Annotated in this window: 11 protein-coding genes; 2 read left to right on the top strand and 9 right to left on the bottom strand. The window is 69.6% G+C overall.

Annotated elements, in window-relative coordinates:
• Positions 1 to 9 precede the first annotated feature (9 nt).
• A complete protein-coding gene (locus tag AC559T_RS08980) occupies positions 10 to 393 on the top strand; it encodes a response regulator (RefSeq protein WP_498868426.1) in 384 nt (127 codons plus the stop codon).
• A gap of 13 nt (positions 394 to 406) precedes the next feature.
• Here AC559T_RS08980 and AC559T_RS08975 read toward each other — a convergent pair whose 3' ends face one another.
• The 8 genes from AC559T_RS08975 to AC559T_RS08940 form a co-directional block, all read right to left on the bottom strand.
• A complete protein-coding gene (locus AC559T_RS08975) occupies positions 407 to 2,551 on the bottom strand; it encodes a sensor histidine kinase (RefSeq protein ID WP_498868462.1) in 2,145 nt (714 codons plus the stop codon).
• A 58-nt stretch (positions 2,552 to 2,609) separates the two neighbouring features.
• The gene (locus AC559T_RS08970) at positions 2,610 to 5,060 is read right to left on the bottom strand and encodes an ABC transporter permease (RefSeq protein ID WP_498868425.1); all 2,451 of its coding nucleotides are present in this window, start codon (positions 5,058 to 5,060) and stop codon (positions 2,610 to 2,612) included.
• Positions 5,057 to 5,755: an ABC transporter ATP-binding protein gene (locus AC559T_RS08965; RefSeq protein WP_498868424.1), complete on the bottom strand. Its 699-nt coding sequence runs from the start codon at positions 5,753 to 5,755 to the stop codon at positions 5,057 to 5,059. Before AC559T_RS08965 ends, AC559T_RS08970 begins: the two co-directional genes overlap by 4 nt.
• 128 nt (positions 5,756 to 5,883) lie before the next feature.
• The gene (locus AC559T_RS08960; RefSeq protein WP_498868423.1) at positions 5,884 to 6,105 is read right to left on the bottom strand and encodes a hypothetical protein; all 222 of its coding nucleotides are present in this window, start codon (positions 6,103 to 6,105) and stop codon (positions 5,884 to 5,886) included.
• 782 nt (positions 6,106 to 6,887) lie between these two features.
• Positions 6,888 to 7,196 carry a TetR/AcrR family transcriptional regulator gene (locus tag AC559T_RS08955; protein WP_498868422.1) on the bottom strand — a complete coding sequence of 103 codons (309 nt, stop codon included), beginning with the start codon at positions 7,194 to 7,196 and terminating at the stop codon, positions 6,888 to 6,890.
• A 374-nt stretch (positions 7,197 to 7,570) separates the two neighbouring features.
• Positions 7,571 to 8,215: a hypothetical protein gene (locus AC559T_RS08950; RefSeq protein WP_498868421.1), complete on the bottom strand. Its 645-nt coding sequence runs from the start codon at positions 8,213 to 8,215 to the stop codon at positions 7,571 to 7,573.
• 213 nt (positions 8,216 to 8,428) lie between these two features.
• The gene (locus AC559T_RS08945) at positions 8,429 to 15,031 is read right to left on the bottom strand and encodes a wHTH domain-containing protein (RefSeq protein WP_498868420.1); all 6,603 of its coding nucleotides are present in this window, start codon (positions 15,029 to 15,031) and stop codon (positions 8,429 to 8,431) included.
• Between the two features lie 151 nt (positions 15,032 to 15,182).
• Positions 15,183 to 15,560, bottom strand: a complete 378-nt coding sequence (locus AC559T_RS08940) for a hypothetical protein (protein ID WP_498868419.1) — start codon at positions 15,558 to 15,560, stop codon at positions 15,183 to 15,185.
• 331 nt (positions 15,561 to 15,891) lie between these two features.
• Here AC559T_RS08940 and AC559T_RS08935 point away from each other — a divergent pair, with 331 nt between their 5' ends.
• Positions 15,892 to 16,455: an RICIN domain-containing protein gene (locus AC559T_RS08935; RefSeq protein WP_498868418.1), complete on the top strand. Its 564-nt coding sequence runs from the start codon at positions 15,892 to 15,894 to the stop codon at positions 16,453 to 16,455.
• 95 nt (positions 16,456 to 16,550) lie between these two features.
• Here the strand turns inward: AC559T_RS08935 and AC559T_RS08930 are convergent.
• Positions 16,551 to 16,922: helix-turn-helix transcriptional regulator (locus AC559T_RS08930; RefSeq protein ID WP_498868417.1), on the bottom strand; the 372-nt coding region annotated here is incomplete at its 5' end.

The raw sequence follows: 16,922 nt of genomic DNA, 5'->3' as shown, positions 1-16,922 counted from the left end.
ATCGGACGCATGGCAGTGAACGGCGAGGGCGGCGCGGTCGCGGTGCTCGTCGTCGACGACCAGGAGCTGTTCCGGGGAATTACGTGCGCCCTGGTTGGGGTGGTACCCGGCTGGCGGGTGGTGGCCGAGGCGGCGTCTGGCGAGGAAGGCGTCATCCTCGCCCGGCAGATTCGGCCGGCTGTCGTGCTGATGGACGTCTATCTGCCCGGTATCAACGGGATCGAGGCGACCAGGCGGATCATCGCAGGCGATCCGACGGTGAATGTGCTGCTCATGTCGAGCTATGCCGTCGAGGACTTGCCGCCGGGGGCTGACGACTGCGGTGCCGCCGGCTACATCCGCAAGGATGATCTCACGCCCGCGATCCTGCTGGAGCTCAGGCGCCGGAGCTGAGGCGGCCGGACCCCTACCCGCCTGGACGTTCGCCTTCTGCCCGGGCAACGCGGGTCATACCTTCGGGGTTCGCCCGGGGGATGAGGCCGCGCACGGTGGTCCCGGCGCCGGGTGTGGAGACCACCTCCACCGTGCCACCGATCGCCCCCAGTCGGTCCTGCATGTTGACGAAGCCGTGGCCGCTGACGGCTGTCTGGTCGAAACCTGCGCCGTCGTCGGATACCGAGAACCGGAGATCCTCGCCGTCGGCATCCACCCGCACCTGGACCCGCGCGTCCGGCCCGGCATGCTTGCCGGCATTCTGCAACGCTTCGACACAGCAGAAGTAGAGGGCGGCCTCCACGGCGGACGGATACCGCGCGGTGGTCACCTCCACCGAGCATTCCAGGGGGCAGCGGGCCGCGGCCGCGCGCAACGCCGGCGCGAGGCCGTGGTCGCGTAGTAGCGGTGGGTAGATGCCGTGTGCCAGTTCACGCAGCGCCGCGGTCGCCGCCTGCACGTCACTGCGCAGCTCCGCCAGGAGCGGTCCGGTCGCGGTCGGGTCGGCGGCGATGATCTGCTCGGCCATGCCGAGCTTCACCGAGATGCCGAAGAGATGCTGCTGGGCACCGTCGTGCAGGTCCCGCTCGATCTGCCGGCGGGAGGCGTCGGCGGCGCCGATGATTCGCGCTCGGGATGCCTGCAGCTCGGCGTTACGCTCCTGCAGCTGCGCCAGGGACGTCTGCAGGGCCGTGTCCAGGCTGATGTTGTGCAGGGCCAGGCCCACCGGACGGGCGAGTTCGGCGAGGATGCGGTCGTCCTGGGCGGTGAACGGGGGTCCGGTCGGCGGCCGCCGGACCACCAGCAGGCCCAGCAGCTCCCCGAAGTGTGTGACGGGCGCCGCTCGCACCAGCTCGACGCCGGCGCCCGCGCTGTCGGCCGGCGCGGTGACGCCGGACTGCCTCGGGGCGCGCTCAGCCGTACCGGTGGCTCCGGCCGCACCGGCACTGGTGGCACCGGTACTGGTGGCACCGGCCGTGCTGGCCGGACCGGTGAGCAGGTCGGGAATCCAGATCGCGAGCCACCTGGTGCCCGCGGCCCGGGCCTGGGCCACCACGGTCCGCTGCTGTTCGCTGAGCTCGATGGCTGCCGGCGGCCGTTCTGGCACCGAGACCGTCCTGGCCAGGATTCCCTCCGTCCCGGTCCACACCTCGGCTCCTGCCGGCCCCAGCGTGGCCCGTAACAGCTCGGCGAGCTGGAGCAGCAGCTCGTCCATGGGGACCGCTCTGGTCATCCGGGCGCTGAAGGTGGTGAGCAGTTCCTGCGGGGACGGTCTCGCGCTGTGCAGGGCCCGTTCGGCGGCGTCGACCAGGCGGGCCCGGGCCGGCCAGGCGAGTGCCGCTGTCACCAGGGCCGCTAGCAGGGACAGCCCGAGAACGGTCCGCTCGCCGCCGACCGGCCGGTGGCCCATACCGATCACGGTGACCAGGTAGACGATGTCGGCAAGTACGGTCAGCCCGGCGACGACGAGTGCCCCGGTCAGCGCCCGGGGGGCCAGCTCTGCCGTTCGCGGCCAGATACCTGCGGCGAGACCGAGCGGAAGCGCCAGCAGGCCGACCAGGGCCGGCAACATCGGCTGTGTTGGGGTGCCGACCAGGAGGAGAAGGGCACCGGCGACGCTGGCGCAGGCGACCGCGATCAGCCCCCCGGCGGCTGCCCACAGCAGCGTCCAGCGCGCCTGCTGATCCCCGCGGGCCGCGCCGACGAAGCCGGTCAGCGCCGCGCAGCCGGCCATCGCCACGGTAAGGGCACCAGCGGGAGCGGCTGTGTCGAGGCCGGCGGTGGCCAGCGCGGCCGACCAACTGAGCGCGCCGGTGACGAGGAGAGCACCGATCGCCCGCCGGCTGGTGCTCTCCAGCCTTCCGTGTGGGACGGCCAGCAGGACCCAGGTCCAGGCGACGACGACCAGTGGGCCGAAGGCGGGCATCGCGACGACCGCCGCCTGGAGCGCGGTGACCACGGCGGCGCCCCGGGCGAGGCCGGAACGACCCGCGCGCGCCGCGGCCACGGTCACCGCCAGCCAGCCGGTGCCCAGCAGCGCGGCGATCACGCCCGGCGGTTCGGGCCCCCGGACGGCGGCGAGGACGACTGCCGCGACGACGGCCACGGCCGCGACCATGCTCGGCACGACCTGATCGGCCCACCGCCTCCACCGCCTCGGCCCGGCCGTCCCGCCCTCACTCGGCACGCAGGGCCTCGCCGACGCTGATCCGGGCGGCGCGGCGGGCCGGCAGGGCGGCCAGCAGGCTGCCGATCAGCAGCGTCGCCGGGACGACGAGAGCGAGGGCGAGCTGCGCGACCGGCCGCACATAAAGGACCGGGATACTCGACGCCACCACCCGCCACATCGTCCAGCCCAGCGCGAGTCCCAGCGGCACGCCGAACAGCAGCCCGGTGAGGGTGAGCGTGATCGCCTGGGCGAGAGGGATCAGTCGGCTCTGCCGCCGGGTGAGCCCGAGCGCGCGCAGCACAGCCACCTCGTGCCGGCGCCGCCGCACCGCAGCCGTCAGCGTGTGGCCGGTGGTGGCGACGGCGAGCAGGGCGAGGAAAACGCCGAGCGCCAGCGGCAGCCCGCGCACGTTACGAAGCTGTTGGGCCTCCCGGGGAAGGCCGGCCGGACCGAACTTTGCGGCGTTCTTCCCGCCGAGCACCGCCGAGATCCGCTGGGAGACCACCTTGGCGTTCGCGCCGGATCGCAGCGATGCGTGGATCTGGTGGTAGGTGAAGGAGCCGCCGGGGAACAGCGCCCGGTAACCGTCCCCCGTGGTCCACGCGCCCTTCGCGTAGCTGACTCCTCCCTCGGGCACGAGCGCGACGCCGGTGAGCCGCATCGGCGCCCGTGCCGTTCCGGCGAAGGTGAGCGTGTCACCCACCTTCGCGCCGGTCTCCCGGACGGTCTGCGGGGCCAGCGCGATCTCATCCGGCGCCACCGGCATCCGCCCGGACAGCGTCACGGCCGGTAACGGCCGGCCTGCCACCGCCGGCTGGTGGGTGAAGACGTGGACTGGCAGCCCGCTCACCGTGGCCACACCGACCCGGGTGTCGTTGACCGCGACAACGTCCGGATCAGCCGCGAACGCGTCCAGGACCTGCCGCGCCGGCGCGAAGTCCGTGCCGTTGAAGCCGATCCAGCCTTCGATCTGGTACGTGTGACCGAAGCGCTGGGGGTTGCCCGCGGCATCTGCGACGCCGGTGTGGAACGTGAGCGCGGCAAGCACTCCGAGCACGCCGAGCACGGCGCCGATCAGGGCCGACCGGACCGGCGCCGCGGCGCGTCCCCGACCGGGCTCGAGGGCGAACTGGGCACCGATGAGGACCGGTACCGGCAGACCCAGCCGGTATGCGGCGTCGACGACCACCGACCTGGGGGGTGCGGCGGCGACTCGTTTCCTGACGAAAGCGGACCAGGCGCCGAGTGCCGCCGCGGCCGTGACGAGGGCCACCGCCATGACCGCAGTCCCGGCCAGCACAGCCAGATCCGCGTGCCTTCCCGGGGCGGGCTCGTAGTCGGCTGCGGTGCCGATCGGGAACGCTCCCGAAGCAGCCACCGCGGCCGCGGACGCCACGACGGCTCCCACCGTCGCGGCGAGTGCCGGTCCGCCCGCCGCGGCCGCCGTCGCCTGCCCCCGGGTCATTCCCAGCGCCAGCAGGACCCGCAGCTGGGCAGCGGCCGCCGTCGCGTATCGGGCGGCGGCCTGACCGAGCACGACGGCCGAGGCGACCAGGGCTGTGAGTGCGAACATCAGTAGGGCGTTCCGCTCGAACCCGGTGATCCCCTTCGCGTCGTGCGCCTCCTCGGCCAGGTTCTGGAACTGGATGTCGTCCTGCCCGGTGAGCTGGGCGAGCCGACGCTGGAAGTCGCGGAGACCGGCCTCGCCGTGGGTGAGGCGAACCGCGGCGAAGTCGACCCGGTGCCCGCTCGCACCGAGCAGGTTCGCGCGGTAGGCGTCGGTGAACGCCACCGTTGTCATGATCACGCTGTGGTGGGTGAAGTTGTTCATCGCCGGCGAGCGCACCACGCCGACGATCCGCAGCGGCTGGCGCGGGCCGCTGGCGGCGTGGAGTACGTTGCCCGAGAGGAACGCGTCGGTCTCCCCGGGTGTGAACAGCCGGGCGGTGACCGTGTCGCCCACCCCCACGTGATGGCGTTCGGCGAACGACTCGGTGACCATCGCCTCGCCCACCTGCGTTGGGTCGGCGAGCCGGCCCGCGAGTACCACCGCCCTCTCGACGGTCCGGGTCAGCTCGGCGTCGCCAACCGGATACCAGTAGTCCTCGCCGTCAAGCGTCCCGACCCCCTCGATGTTGAGGTGGAAGTCGACGGTAAGCAGCATGGTGCCGGCCGCCTCCACCCCCGGCAGACGACGCACCCGGTCCCAGTCGAACCCTGGCGTCCTGGGCGCGACCAGGACGGTGGCGGCGAGGTTGGAGTCGCGCAGCCGGTCCACCGCCGATCCGCCGCGCCGCGCCCCGGCGGTGGCGGCCATCACCACGCCGCAGGACAGCGCCACCAGCAGCGAGAGCACGGCCAGCGACCGCCAACGGCACCGCAGATCGAGCCGCAGGAACGCCCACACCGGCAACAGCCCAACCGCTGCCGACCGGACCATCCTCCTGCTCGCGGTCATCGCCCTGTACTGCGAGCAGAGCGAGGAATCATCGCACCAGCGCGGCGGTCATGACGTTCGCCCGCCAACCCGGGCCGGTTGCGCCGCACCCCCCCCGCCAGCCCATCGATGATCACGCCGTCGCGCATATGGACCAGCCGCCCGGCACCAGCCGCCACCTCGGCCGAATGTGTGATCATCATGATGGTCTGTCCGTCCATGTGTAACCGGCGGAACAGCTCGAGGATCTCCAGCCCGCCGTCACTGTCGAGCGCGCCCGTGGGCTCGTCGGCGAGCAGCAAGGTGGGTTCGTTCACCAACGCGCGCGCGATCGCCAGCCGCTGGCGCTGCCCCCCGGACAGCACCGACGGCAGCTGGTCTGCTCGGTCACCCAGACCGAGCAGGTCCAACAGATCGCGCGCGCGAGCCTCGGCGTCGCGGCGACGCATCCCCCCGATGGCCGCCGGCAACGCGATGTTGCGCATCGCCGACACCCCGTCGATCAGGTTGAAGAACTGGAACACCACGCCGATGTGGTGCCGGCGGAACCGGGCGACCCAGTCCGGATCCCGCCCGCTGATCGTCTTCCCGGCAACCTCAACGGTTCCCTCGTCCACCGTCTCCAGACCTGCGATGACGTTGAGCAGCGTGGACTTACCGCAGCCCGACGGACCAATGATCGCGACGAACTCGCCGGCGCGGATCTCCAGGTTCACCCCACGCAGCGCACGGACCGGCGCCAGTTCGGCGTCGAAGGTCCGCCGCACCCCCCGCAGCCTCAGCGCCACAGGGGCGGTAGGCGCGGCCGTGGACACGTCCTCGGTGCCGGTGACTGGTGTGGGCCTCATGCCGCACTGCCAGAGACCGTGTCCCCGACCAGGGTGTATTCGAGCTGTTCCGCACTGCCCAGTGCAGCCATGACGGCGTCCCGCACGTGCTTCAGGGCGGTTCCCCCCTCGCTGACGATCGCCGCGTTCATCTCCTGGAGATGGTCGCTCAGCCGGCCGGCAAGGACCGCCGGGTCGGTGCGCGGGGCGATCGCGGAATGGTCTCGGACGTCCGACACGAGGTCCGTGATGGTAAGCGGTCCGGTCCAGGTCTGCTCCGCCGCCCCGGGCGTCGCCCCGCAGCCTCTCGGCGAGACTGCCTGGCAGCAGCCGGGAGTGAGTCTCACTCGGCTCCTCCCGGCGTAGAATTGCAGCATGCAACATACGCGGCCGGTCCGGCGCGCTCTGCCGGCCCGGGCTCGCACCCTGCGCCAGCTGTAGGCACAAGTCATCGACCCTGACGTTCGTCCCCGCCAGGGTGGCGCCTTGGGCTGCTTGCCCTGGGCAACCTCTGGCGCAGTTCCTAGTGGTCCGCAGTCAGCGCACCGTCGAGCTTCACCGGCGACAGCATCGCGGCGACGATCTCCTGGTCGAGTATCGATCCGTCCATCGCGACCTTCCGAATCATGCGACCGAGCTACCCGGGTCGGCCACCCTCTCCTCACGCCGTCCGTCGCGATAACGACTGCGGTTACGTCCAGATCGGCGCGCAGCACCGCCCCGCGCCTTCGAGGACGATCCGGTTATCGCCCGCGAGCAACACCGTTATCCACCCACGGCGACCATTAAGCTGCACCGCGGCCTTTCCGACAAGGGTGGTTAGGACCCCGGCATTCCGGGTGCCAGCACCCCGTGGGGAGGCCTACAGGCACCCCGGTCCACCGCGCACGGGGACCTTGATACGAAAATCATCGGGCTGCGACCTGAGCTAATGGCGTGAAAGCGGCCGGATGACCGGTAGGAGGTCGACTCAGGTAGCCCTCTCGGCCACGTTGCCTCATTCCTGTCCGGTGCGTGGCGTCTAAGGTTCCATCTCGCGCTGGCTAGACGGCCGGAGACATAGATCCATGTCTACGGCATGCCGATAGTTCTCGCGGGGATCGTCCACCGCGTCGATCACCGCGCTGAGCCGCTGGGTGGTGCCTTCGTGGCGCGATTCGAGATAGGCGCGGACGAGCGCCTCCTTGCTGCCGAACGTGTTGTAGAGGGAGCCTTTCGCGACGCCCGCGTGCTCGATGATCCGGTCGATCCCCACCGACTGGACGCCCTCGGTGTAGATACAGCTCGTTCGCAGCGTCCAGCAGTCGCTGCCGGGCTGGGCGCGGGTCACTGATCTCGGCGTTGGGCTTGCGGCCACGGCGTGCCGAAGTGGGCCGGGTCAGGCCGGTCTGGTCGGCACAGCAGAGACGCGACCTGGTCGCCGTTCCGGAGACAGCGATCAGGGCCGTGTGGGTCGTCATGGCCGTGTGCACGTCAGGTCGAGACGTGTCAGCGACAACCAAGGTGACAGCCGAGCGCGCGGTCCAGCGTGGACCTCCACGGACGACGATGGACGGAGCGCACCAGGTCAGCGGACGATATGGATGTCCGCGGGGGCGGGATTGCGATGGTTCGCGAGCCCACCGGCCGCCTCCCGTAGCCGGGCCCGTGACCACTGCCCGGGTCCGTCCGCGTCAGCGGCACCCGAAAGGCAATCCGCAGGTATCAGGAAACCCTGAAGAACGTCTCGGAGTCGTCGGGATCGTCGACCGCGAACACGATCCACGTGCCGCCCGCGACCTGGTCCGACGGCACTGACTTGCATATGTTTCCCTGTGCCGAGGCACCGGCGTACACATTCCCGGCATCGATGAGCGGTTGTGGGAGCGCCCCGCAGTTGTCGTCGACGTTGAGGTAAAAAATGTTGCCCTTCGAACCGACGAACTTGAATCCCAGTTCCGCCCATGCCGTGCCCTCGTCGGGTCCTCGGTAGGTTGCCTCCAGGGGCACCATCACGTACTGCCGGCCGGCGACCGGGGGCTTGTTGAAGGTGTTGGCGGCCAGGACCTGGTCGGTGGCGTTCTGGATGGTGCGGCCGAGCTTGACGTCCCAGTCGCCGATCCTGGCGGAGGTGCCGACGGGGAGGGGATCCTGGCGGGTACCGGGCTTGCCGGCGACCGCTGGGCTGCCGCTCACGGCCGGGGCGTCGCGGTCGGCGGGGGTGTCGCGGTCGGCGGGGGTGCCGCTGCCCGCTGGGGTGTTCTGCTGGGCACCGTTGTTGCCGGCCGCCGCACGGCCAGCAGACGGGTTGACGTTGACGTCGACAGCGCCGCCTTCCTCGGCTGGGTCGCTGCTCGCGCAGGCAGTCACCAGGAGCAGGGCGGCGGTGGCAAGAAGTGCGAACAGGACGATCCCGGCCGACCTTGCAGACCTGTCATAACCTTTGACATTGATCGTTTCCTGTGGACTTCGGGGTTCGATGTCGGGTATCAGACCGAATCAGTCATATCCGGAGAATCACCATATCGGCCGACCGGCTCTGACACAGAGCAGCGTCACAACCCTACGATCGCGCAGGCACCCTCACCGGCCGGTAGCGCCAGCCTCGGGGAACGTCTGGGAGGTAACGGAGGGAACGTCGAATCCGAGTTCGACCATGCGCGCGACGATCCGCGATGGTGTCCAGCGGAACCGGAACGACGCGACGAGCATCTCGGCCCGCGAGACCGGCCGTTCCACGTATGCGTCGGACGTGTCGGTGAGCAGATCCGCGAGCTGCCGGTCCACACCGTCGACGACGACGTCGAGCGCGGAGTCGGCCGGTGTGGGCACGGCACAGCCGAGTTCAGCGAGCCGGCTGACGACGCGCCGCGGCGACCACCGCAGATAGCCGGCCGCGCCGATGACGTGGGCGAGCGGTGCGGGGCGCCAGCCCAGCCAGGGGCCCCGCCCGTCCAGACATGAGCTCAGCAGGATGGCGTCCTGGGCGGTCAGCGCGGCCGCCGCTATGTCGGGCAGTGTTCCTGCCTCCGGCACAGACAGGCCAAGGCCCGTGAACGAGTCGCGGACGCTCGCCGGATCACGCCCGGTGAACTGGGCGACGGCCAAGATCTGCGCCGGCGACAACAGATCGGCTTCCGACGCGGCAGTATCCATGCAGTAAAACGCGACGGTAGCGTGGCCGCGAGTCACCCGGTCGAGCTCTCTCGGCTCTCCGAGTATCTCCAGGCCCAGCCGGTCGTACCGCTCTCGGATCTCGACCACATCACAGGAGAGGACACAGGCCGCGTTATAGACGTGCGCCAGCGGTACCTGGCGGTCTGTCAGCCGAGGCGCCTTCCCGTCCAGGAACTTACTGAGCAGGACGACGTCGACGGCGTCCACGTCGTCCGGCACCCGGTCCGGGAGGTCGGCGATGGTGAACCCGAGATGTCTCAGGCGGCTGGCGATCTCATGTGTCGGCCGGCCGGTAATCCCAGCCGCGGCCAGAACGTGACCCGGGCTGATCTCGTCGCCTGCCAGCCACGGCGGCTCCCCGTCCAGAGCCCAGCTGAGCAGGTCGACATCGTCGAAACACAAGTCGTCGGGGAAGCGTGCCCCGGCATACGTGTCGAGGCCCGCACCGAGTCCGCCGATCCAGGCGGCCAGCTCCGCCGGGCCGCGCGAATGGCCGCGGGTGGAATCACGGTATGCGGTGGCGAGGATGCTCGCTCGGCTCAGCCCCGCCCAGCCATGGTCGAGCGACGGGTCATCGGAGACGTCGAGCAGGTCGACGACCGTGCGTTCCTCCGCCGCGGTCAGCTCGACGTCCGCCACCGGGTCGACGTCGAAACCGAGCTCGCCGAGCCGGTCGGCGAGAGCCCGCGGTGTCTCCCCGGTGTGTGCCGCGGCGCGCAGTACGTGAGCCGCGGAGACGTTCCCATCCTGAAGAAACGCGTCATGGTCGTCGAAGTCCCGTGCCAGCAGGGCGATGTCGGATGAACGGACGGGCGATGCCGCCCATCCTCCTGGATCGGCGGTCGCCAGCCCGAGCTGGCGCAGGCGCAGGGCAACGTCCTCGGGTTCACGGCGCAGACGGGTGGCTGCCGCCCGCACCTGTGCGGCAGGGACGAAGTCCATGCTCACGAGATTTGCATTGCCGTCGAAGAACGAGCTCAGGATTATGCAGTCATCGTTCGTTATTTCCAGGTCTCCGACATCCGGAGTCGCGACGCCGACCTCCGCAAGCAGGTCGAGGGATACATCGATCGGAAGCCCTGCGTCTCCAGCCATGTTGAGGAGATGGCAAATCTCAAATCGCCCAATTCTAGACGCATCGACCAGGACAAAATCATTTATCTCTGCGATCCGCGCAATTCGGTTAGATCTTGGTTCAGATACCTGCGCCACCGTGTAATGATTCGAGTCGAGTAACGCAACCAGGACCGGATATCTCATCTTCGCGGCGTTCGCGAGCAGGAGCAGATGAACTCGATCTATGGGCGCACCCACGGTCCACAGTGGATGATACTCGTCCACGACCGGGAAACGGTCGGCTATATTCGGCCGCGACCCGGCCGGCAAACGAAGCGTCCGTGCCACGGGGAAGCCGAGTTCCCGCAGGCGCCCGACATTGTTGTCCCTGCTACCGGTCAAATCCGATCTCAGTCCACTCAGATAGCTGGTGGGAACCGGGACGGAGCTCAGCGCGCCCTCCGTGTCACGGCTCACGATGAATGCATCGCGCTCCCCAGCACCCAAGCAGGCCGCCGTGTTGATCTGGGGCGTCCGGTAACCGAAACGGCGCAGCCGGGCGCAGACCTCGACGAAAGTCGACTCAGTGTGCAATGCGGACCGGAAGACGTGGGCGCGGCCTACCCGTCCCGCCGGCAGCCACGGATATCGTCCATCGAGCTGTGCGCTCTGCAGGACCAGGTCCATGGGAGCCGCGTCCGCGGGATCGCCAGGTGGCGGCCACACCGCGAGGCCCAGTACCCGCAGGCGGTCGACGATCTTGTCAGGGTGCATCAACAGGCGGCTGGCCGCGGCCAGGACATGACCAGGAGCGACGGTGTGGTCTCGGCCATCCCACGCCCAGATCGGCATCTCCCCGTCGAGCCCTGAACTCAACAGTGCCTGATCAAGGTCCGTGATTTCGACGACCTCGACGCTCTTCAGACTGGGGACCTGATAGCCAAGACGGCACATCCTGCTGTCCAGCGTCCTCGGCGGGCAGCGCAACCTGCCAGCAACGAAACCAACAACTGCACGGTAACGCGCGGGGATGCGCCGTGAATACTCGAGCCTGACGACCATGATCGCGAGGTCGCTGGGAACCACCATTTCGCAATCGCCGCGGACGTCCCGAGCGGGCGGGAAGCCATCCTCCGCGCGCGCCCAGTCAGCCATTCGAGCAAAGAAGGTGGTGTCGGGAACGAGGTAGCTATGGAGAAAGTTCGTTCCTGATCGAGCGACGGGGCGGTCGGTCTGCCCCGCGACCGGCCCGAGGCCGCTGTCGACGGCGAGAAGACCGGTCCGCGCGACCGGCACTCGGACGCCGCCCGTGCCGACCCAGAATTCGCCGTCGGCGGCCATCGCCTCGAGCACGGCGTCGGCGACCAGGGGAAACGAGTAGGCGAAGGCGATGAGCCAGTCGACGGTCACCTCCAACACGTCGGACGCGCGCAGGACCGGTATCGCGGCCGACAGCAGCGCGTCGACCGCCGGCTCGTCCATCAGTTTCCTGATCTTGTTACGGTCGACCGACAGCTCGGGTACGAGGCGCCCGGTCAGGTCGAGCACCACACCGAGCACGGCCTCGCCGACCCACAGCCCGTCGGCGAGAATCGCGCCGACGCCGTTGCACCACCACACGCCACGACCGGCATTGACAATCTGCGTCGTCAACCGGCGAAGTTCGTACTGCAGCGGGTCTGTCTGCCCGACAGGCGCCGACGGGGCAAGTTGGCCGGCAGGCCAGTGCTCCAGCGCGGCGCCCTCGGTGGCGTGGGTGTCGAACTCGGCGACCCACAGGATCCGGCGCAGGATGTCCACGCAGGAGATCGGCGGGCGCTTCGGATCCCGGCTCAGGTACAGCCGCACGCTGGTACCGCTCTCCCCGCCCGGTCCCAGTGGCTCGATGCGGAACAGGTTGCCGGGGCCGGCGATCGTGACCCGCAGCAGCTCGCCGGGCCGGCCGTCGGGCCCGAGGCGGCACGTCTCGACCCGGATCTCGTCCGCGATCATGAAGTAGCTCAGGACGCCCACCCCGAACCGGCTGTTCGGGTGGAACTCGACCGGTGGGTCACAGGCCGCCCAGCGGCCCATCTCCTCGACGACCTCGGGAAGGTCGACCGTCCGGGTGCCGGCCTCGGCGAAGACGTCGGAGATCTCCCGGTAGCCCATGCCGATGCCGTTGTCGCGGCATTCGATGTAGGGCGTCCCGTCCGGCTCGAATCCCTGCCGGAAGTCGATCCGGCCGGTCCAGGTCGACGGGCGGCCTGTGGTCCGTCCCAGGTATTCGGTGCGGGCGCGGCGGTAGCGGCAGGCGTCCAGCGCGTTCTGGTAGAGCTCGCGCACGGCCAGCGCGCGGTTCTCGTAGAGCTGCTCGCCCATGAGCAGCTCCTGCACCCTGTCCTCGGCGAGGCGGAACTGGGCACCCGCGGAGGTGTAGCCCGGGTGGCCGTCGATCTCGGCCGCGCGGACATCGTCCGCGGTGGCGTGGGTGGGCATTCCGGCCAGGGCGGGTATCTCGGCGGTCGCCCGGTGGGCCTCCGCGAGCAGAGCGTCGAGGCTGGCGGTGTGACGTTCCAGGGCGACCTGAAGCGCCGGGTGCCGGCACTCCACCGACAGGGCGCGGGTGGAGCGGCCCCGGCCCTGCCATTCGGCGCGACGCAGGGCCGTGCGGACCTCGCCCAGGTCGACCGCGTCCGCGACACCGAGATGCTCGACGAGGACGACCGGCAGCGCCGCGAGCTCCAGTGCCATCCTCTGGCCGATGGCGAGCAGGTAGGCGACGAGCCGTTCCCGCAGCGGCATCTCCTCGCTCGTCGCCGGGGCGACCGTCACCAGGTCGCACAGCGCCCGGACCCGCCCGGACTGGTTCAGGAAGGTGGGTGTCGCGCGTAGCGCGGTGAGGATCTCCGCCACCCGTTCAGTGCGGAACACCTCGGCGGCGAGGGTCTCCTGGGCGCCGTCGCCGCCCAGGCCGGCGAACAGCTCCCGCAGCACGGCCTCCCACCGGGCCGTCACGTTGGACTCGCACCACTTGTGGGCCAGCCACCAGGCGACGAACGCGGCAGACGTCTGGTCACCGGAGAGCTGTGCCCGCTCGATGCGGCGGACGAGCCGGGGATGGGTGCGGGTGAAGGCGTCGAACTCGACGCGGTCGACCCGGCCGGTCGGAACGTCGGCCGAGCTCGGGTGGGCGACCGTGGCTCGGGCGACGAGGATCGTCCACACGGTCTGGTGCAGGTAAGGCCCGGCGACGAGCAGCGCCGCATCGGCCGCGGACAGCTCCTCCGGCCCGGGCGGGAGCTTGCCGACGAGGAACTCGACCCGGCGGGCCATCCGGCGGGCGAGATCCGGGTCGTGCCAGGGATCGTCCGCCAGGACCGCGACCGCCTCGTCGTATGCCCGGCCAAGGCGGTCGACCAGCGCGCCGGTGGCGGCCCGGAGAGCGGCGGTGACAGGGTTGTCAGCCGTCCGCTCCCAGGCTCGGTGATGGTCGGCGGCGGCCGTCCAGGCATGTGGAGGGGTGTCAGCGGCGTCCCCGCCGGGCCGCGGGGGGAAGGGACGGAATCGGTGCGGATCGCAGGAGGACAGCGGGCGCAGGAGGCAGCGGGGGCCCTCGTACTCGGAGCCGTCACCGCGGCCCGCGTTCGCGGCGCGCTGTCCTGGAAGAATCCGCGGGTCGGGCGTGCCGGGTCGCTCGCCTGACCCGTGGGCGGCGGAATCGCCCACGAGGGGTGACATCGCGCGTTCAAGCGCGGCGTGCAACTCCCCGAGAGTGCCCGGCAGCGGGCGTGTGGAGAGCACGTCCACAAGCGCCCGGGTGAGCGACGGGCGAGCGGCGGGATCGCGGGGCTCGTCGTCGGGCCCCGTGCCGGCCGCGGCCTGCCCACGGTAAAGGTAGGCGACGTCGACAGCCGATGCGGCGTCGAGACGACCGGCGCCCCATCCCTCATCCGTGACCAGGGCACGGACACCGTCCTCGAACCAGGTGCTGCCGTCGACCAGGATCAGCACACGTGCGGCGGCGGTGCGGGCGAGCGGCCTGGACCAGTCGACTGGAACGCACAGATCCCAGAAAGGCTGGTACCCCACGGTGGCATCCGCGGGAACGAGGAAATCCCGGCCGGCGTCCGCACCTCGGCCAGCGCGGTGGACGCCGTTCCCCGCGAGGAGGAGAAGCAGGGTGGCGCCGGGCGCGGCGCTGCTGAGGAAGCCGTGGACAGCCGCCTTCACCGCACTCGTACCCGACCGGGAGCGGTCGTGGATCTCCGTGCGGTAACCGACGGACTCCAGCTGCTCCGCCGCGGTGTCGAGCATGCCCGACAGCCAGGGCAGCGCGGGAAGCCGTTCATCCTCATACGAGGCAACGCCGATGAGGAGGGCATGGAATTCGGCCGGTCGGTCTGGCGTCGGGACCGCGCGGTTATCGCCGCCCCCCGGGAAGGCCGGTGAGGCCGCGGCGTTCGGGAGCACCCGCGGTCCGGGTACAGCAGGCAGGCCGGGGAAGAGGGGTTCACGCGCCGGTTTGGCCCGGCCCGCGATCACCTCCCGGACTCTCGCCATCAGCGCACCGCGGGCGCGATGCTCCGCCATTCCGAACAGATCGAACGAGACGACCTGACCGAGCAGGCCAGGACGGGCGCAGTCCTCGATCCGGACCGGGATCAGCCGTCGGCGCGCGCTGTCCGGATCCGCCGCCACCGCGGCCTGCCATTCCCGCGTGCCGTAGGCCGAGTCCAGGTAGGCGGCTGAGAGCACAGCCAGGGTTCGGGTCGCGTCCCGGATGCCGCTCTGCATTGCGTGCGTCCAGTTGGTGCCGGCGACCATGTCCCATGCCTGGAGCAGGACCCGGAAGCCGTCCGCTTCGAGCTGCCAGGCGATCCACTCCGCCCAGGGGCGGTCGGCCTGGGTGTAGGAGACGAAGAAGTCCCAGCGATCGGTGGAACCTGTGGTGTCGTGACCCCCGTCGAACACCCGCAAAGTATGGCAGCACGTCACCGGGGGAGCCCTACCGCCATGAGTAACCAGATGAACTCGAGCGTGCCGGCGTCGGTGCGGTAACGATAGATCAGCGCTTCGAGCTCGTCGGCGGTCGCGCCGCTCAGGCCGATGCTTTCGGCACCGGTCAGTCGCAGAATGGCTCTGCGGGGGTGAGTCGAACGCTGACACAGTCCGGCGGGCTGTTGCGGAGCGCGCGCCGCGCACCGACGCCGCCGAAATTTGCGTTCACGGCTTCGGGTGTAGCCCAGGTCTTCCGATCTTGCTTCGCGTCTTCCTTGCAGAACCCCCACCGCCAGGCTTCCTGTTCGATGGCGGTATTCAGGCCGGGCACGTTGGTGGATGGGGTGGCTGGCGCGACGCCGTTGCAGATGGCGGCGTAGGCGCGTTCGTAAGCGGTAGGCCCAGGTGAGGTGTCCGCCGTTTCGGGATTGCTCTCACAGGCAGCGAGTGCGGCAATGGCCGCGAGCGCGACCAGGGCGGATGCCGCCCGGCGTATTCCCACGTGTACCCCTTTCGGAAGGGCGTCAGGCTAGCGGACGGTCCCAACTCCGTTCCGGAGGGGTGGACGAGTGGCTCAACGACGGCCGCCAGGACTACGAGTCCGGCCACGCACCGCGCGGCCACCGTGCCAGGAGCTGACCGGGACGAGGTCTGCGCCGGACGCCAGGAATTACCGTGTCCAGCTCCGGTCACACGACCTTGTGGACCCCCGCGACCATGCCGCTACCGCTGTACAACCCACTTGCAACCACCATCCGGATACTTCTGGTCGCAGCTGAAAGCACGGCACTCGGCAATCATCGTGGAGTCACCCACCTTTACTGGAGTTTTTTGTGACCACTCACCGGATCAAAACACTGCTCTCCCTGCTCTTCACGCTCGTTCTGGCCGCACTCGGCGCACCGTCTGCGGCATACGCCGAAGGCGCGAACTCTACTGCGATACGTAGCTCCGCGGCCGACGCGAAATGCGTAGGACTGGCCGACCGGGGCAGTACCGCCGACAACACCCACCTCATACTGTGGGACTGCCATTACCATATCGACCAGCTCTGGCACGGCGCCGGTACCACCGGTCTGATAGTCAGCACAGCCGCAGGAAACAAATGCGTGGGACTGGGTGTCGGGGGTAGTACAACCAACGGTACCCCGCTGGTACTGGAGCGCTGCAGCGGAGACCCCGACCAGCAGTGGGAATTCTATCCTCTCGGTGAGAACACCTACATGATTCGCAACTATCCGTCCCGCAGGTGTGTGGGGCTGGCGAACCGCGGCAGCACCCTAAATGGCACGGATCTAGTACTGTGGGACTGCCATCTGCATCCGGACCAGCGGTGGGTTTTCACGGTGCCACCACGAGAGTACGGATTCAGGGTGCCGATCGTGGGGAGAATATGAGAACAGGAAGGGCTTCTACCCTCTCAGTCGTCACCGAACCCACCATAACGCAACGACAGGCAGCGTGAACGTACGCACGATGCGTAGCGACCACGCTAGGGCTTGCCGGCCTCCACGAAGCCGGACTCGTAGGCGATGATGACCGCCTGGGTGCGGTCACGTGCGCCGAGCTTGGCCAGCACGCTGCTCACGTGGGTCTTGACGGTCTGGGCACCGAGGTACAGCCGGTTGGCGATCTCGTTGTTGGACAGTCCCTCGCTGATCAGCCGGAGTACGTCGGCCTCCCGGTCGGTGAGCACGGCCCGTCGCATCGTCTCGTGGGCCTCCCGGTTCGGTCGCCTGCCTGCCATGTACCGGATCGCTTCGGGAAACAGCAGGCTCTCGCTGGAGACAATCGTGCGGACGGCCTGGACGATCTCCGCGGGCCGGGCTCGTTTGAGCAGGAACCCGTTGGCCCCGCTGCGGAG

The organism is Frankia sp. Hr75.2 (genome assembly GCF_949319125.1).
Lineage (GTDB): Bacteria > Actinomycetota > Actinomycetes > Frankiales > Frankiaceae > Parafrankia > Parafrankia soli.
This window is presented reverse-complemented; position numbering and strand designations above follow the sequence as displayed.

What these genes read in the sequence shown, in the direction of transcription:
- AC559T_RS08980 (WP_498868426.1), top strand. Translation starts at nt 10, where the DNA reads ATGGCAGTGAACGGCGAGGGCGGCGCGGTCGCGGTGCTCGTCGTCGAC.
- AC559T_RS08975 (WP_498868462.1), bottom strand. Translation starts at nt 2,551, where the DNA reads ATGGTCGCGGCCGTGGCCGTCGTCGCGGCAGTCGTCCTCGCCGCCGTC.
- AC559T_RS08970 (WP_498868425.1), bottom strand. Translation starts at nt 5,060, where the DNA reads ATGACCGCGAGCAGGAGGATGGTCCGGTCGGCAGCGGTTGGGCTGTTG.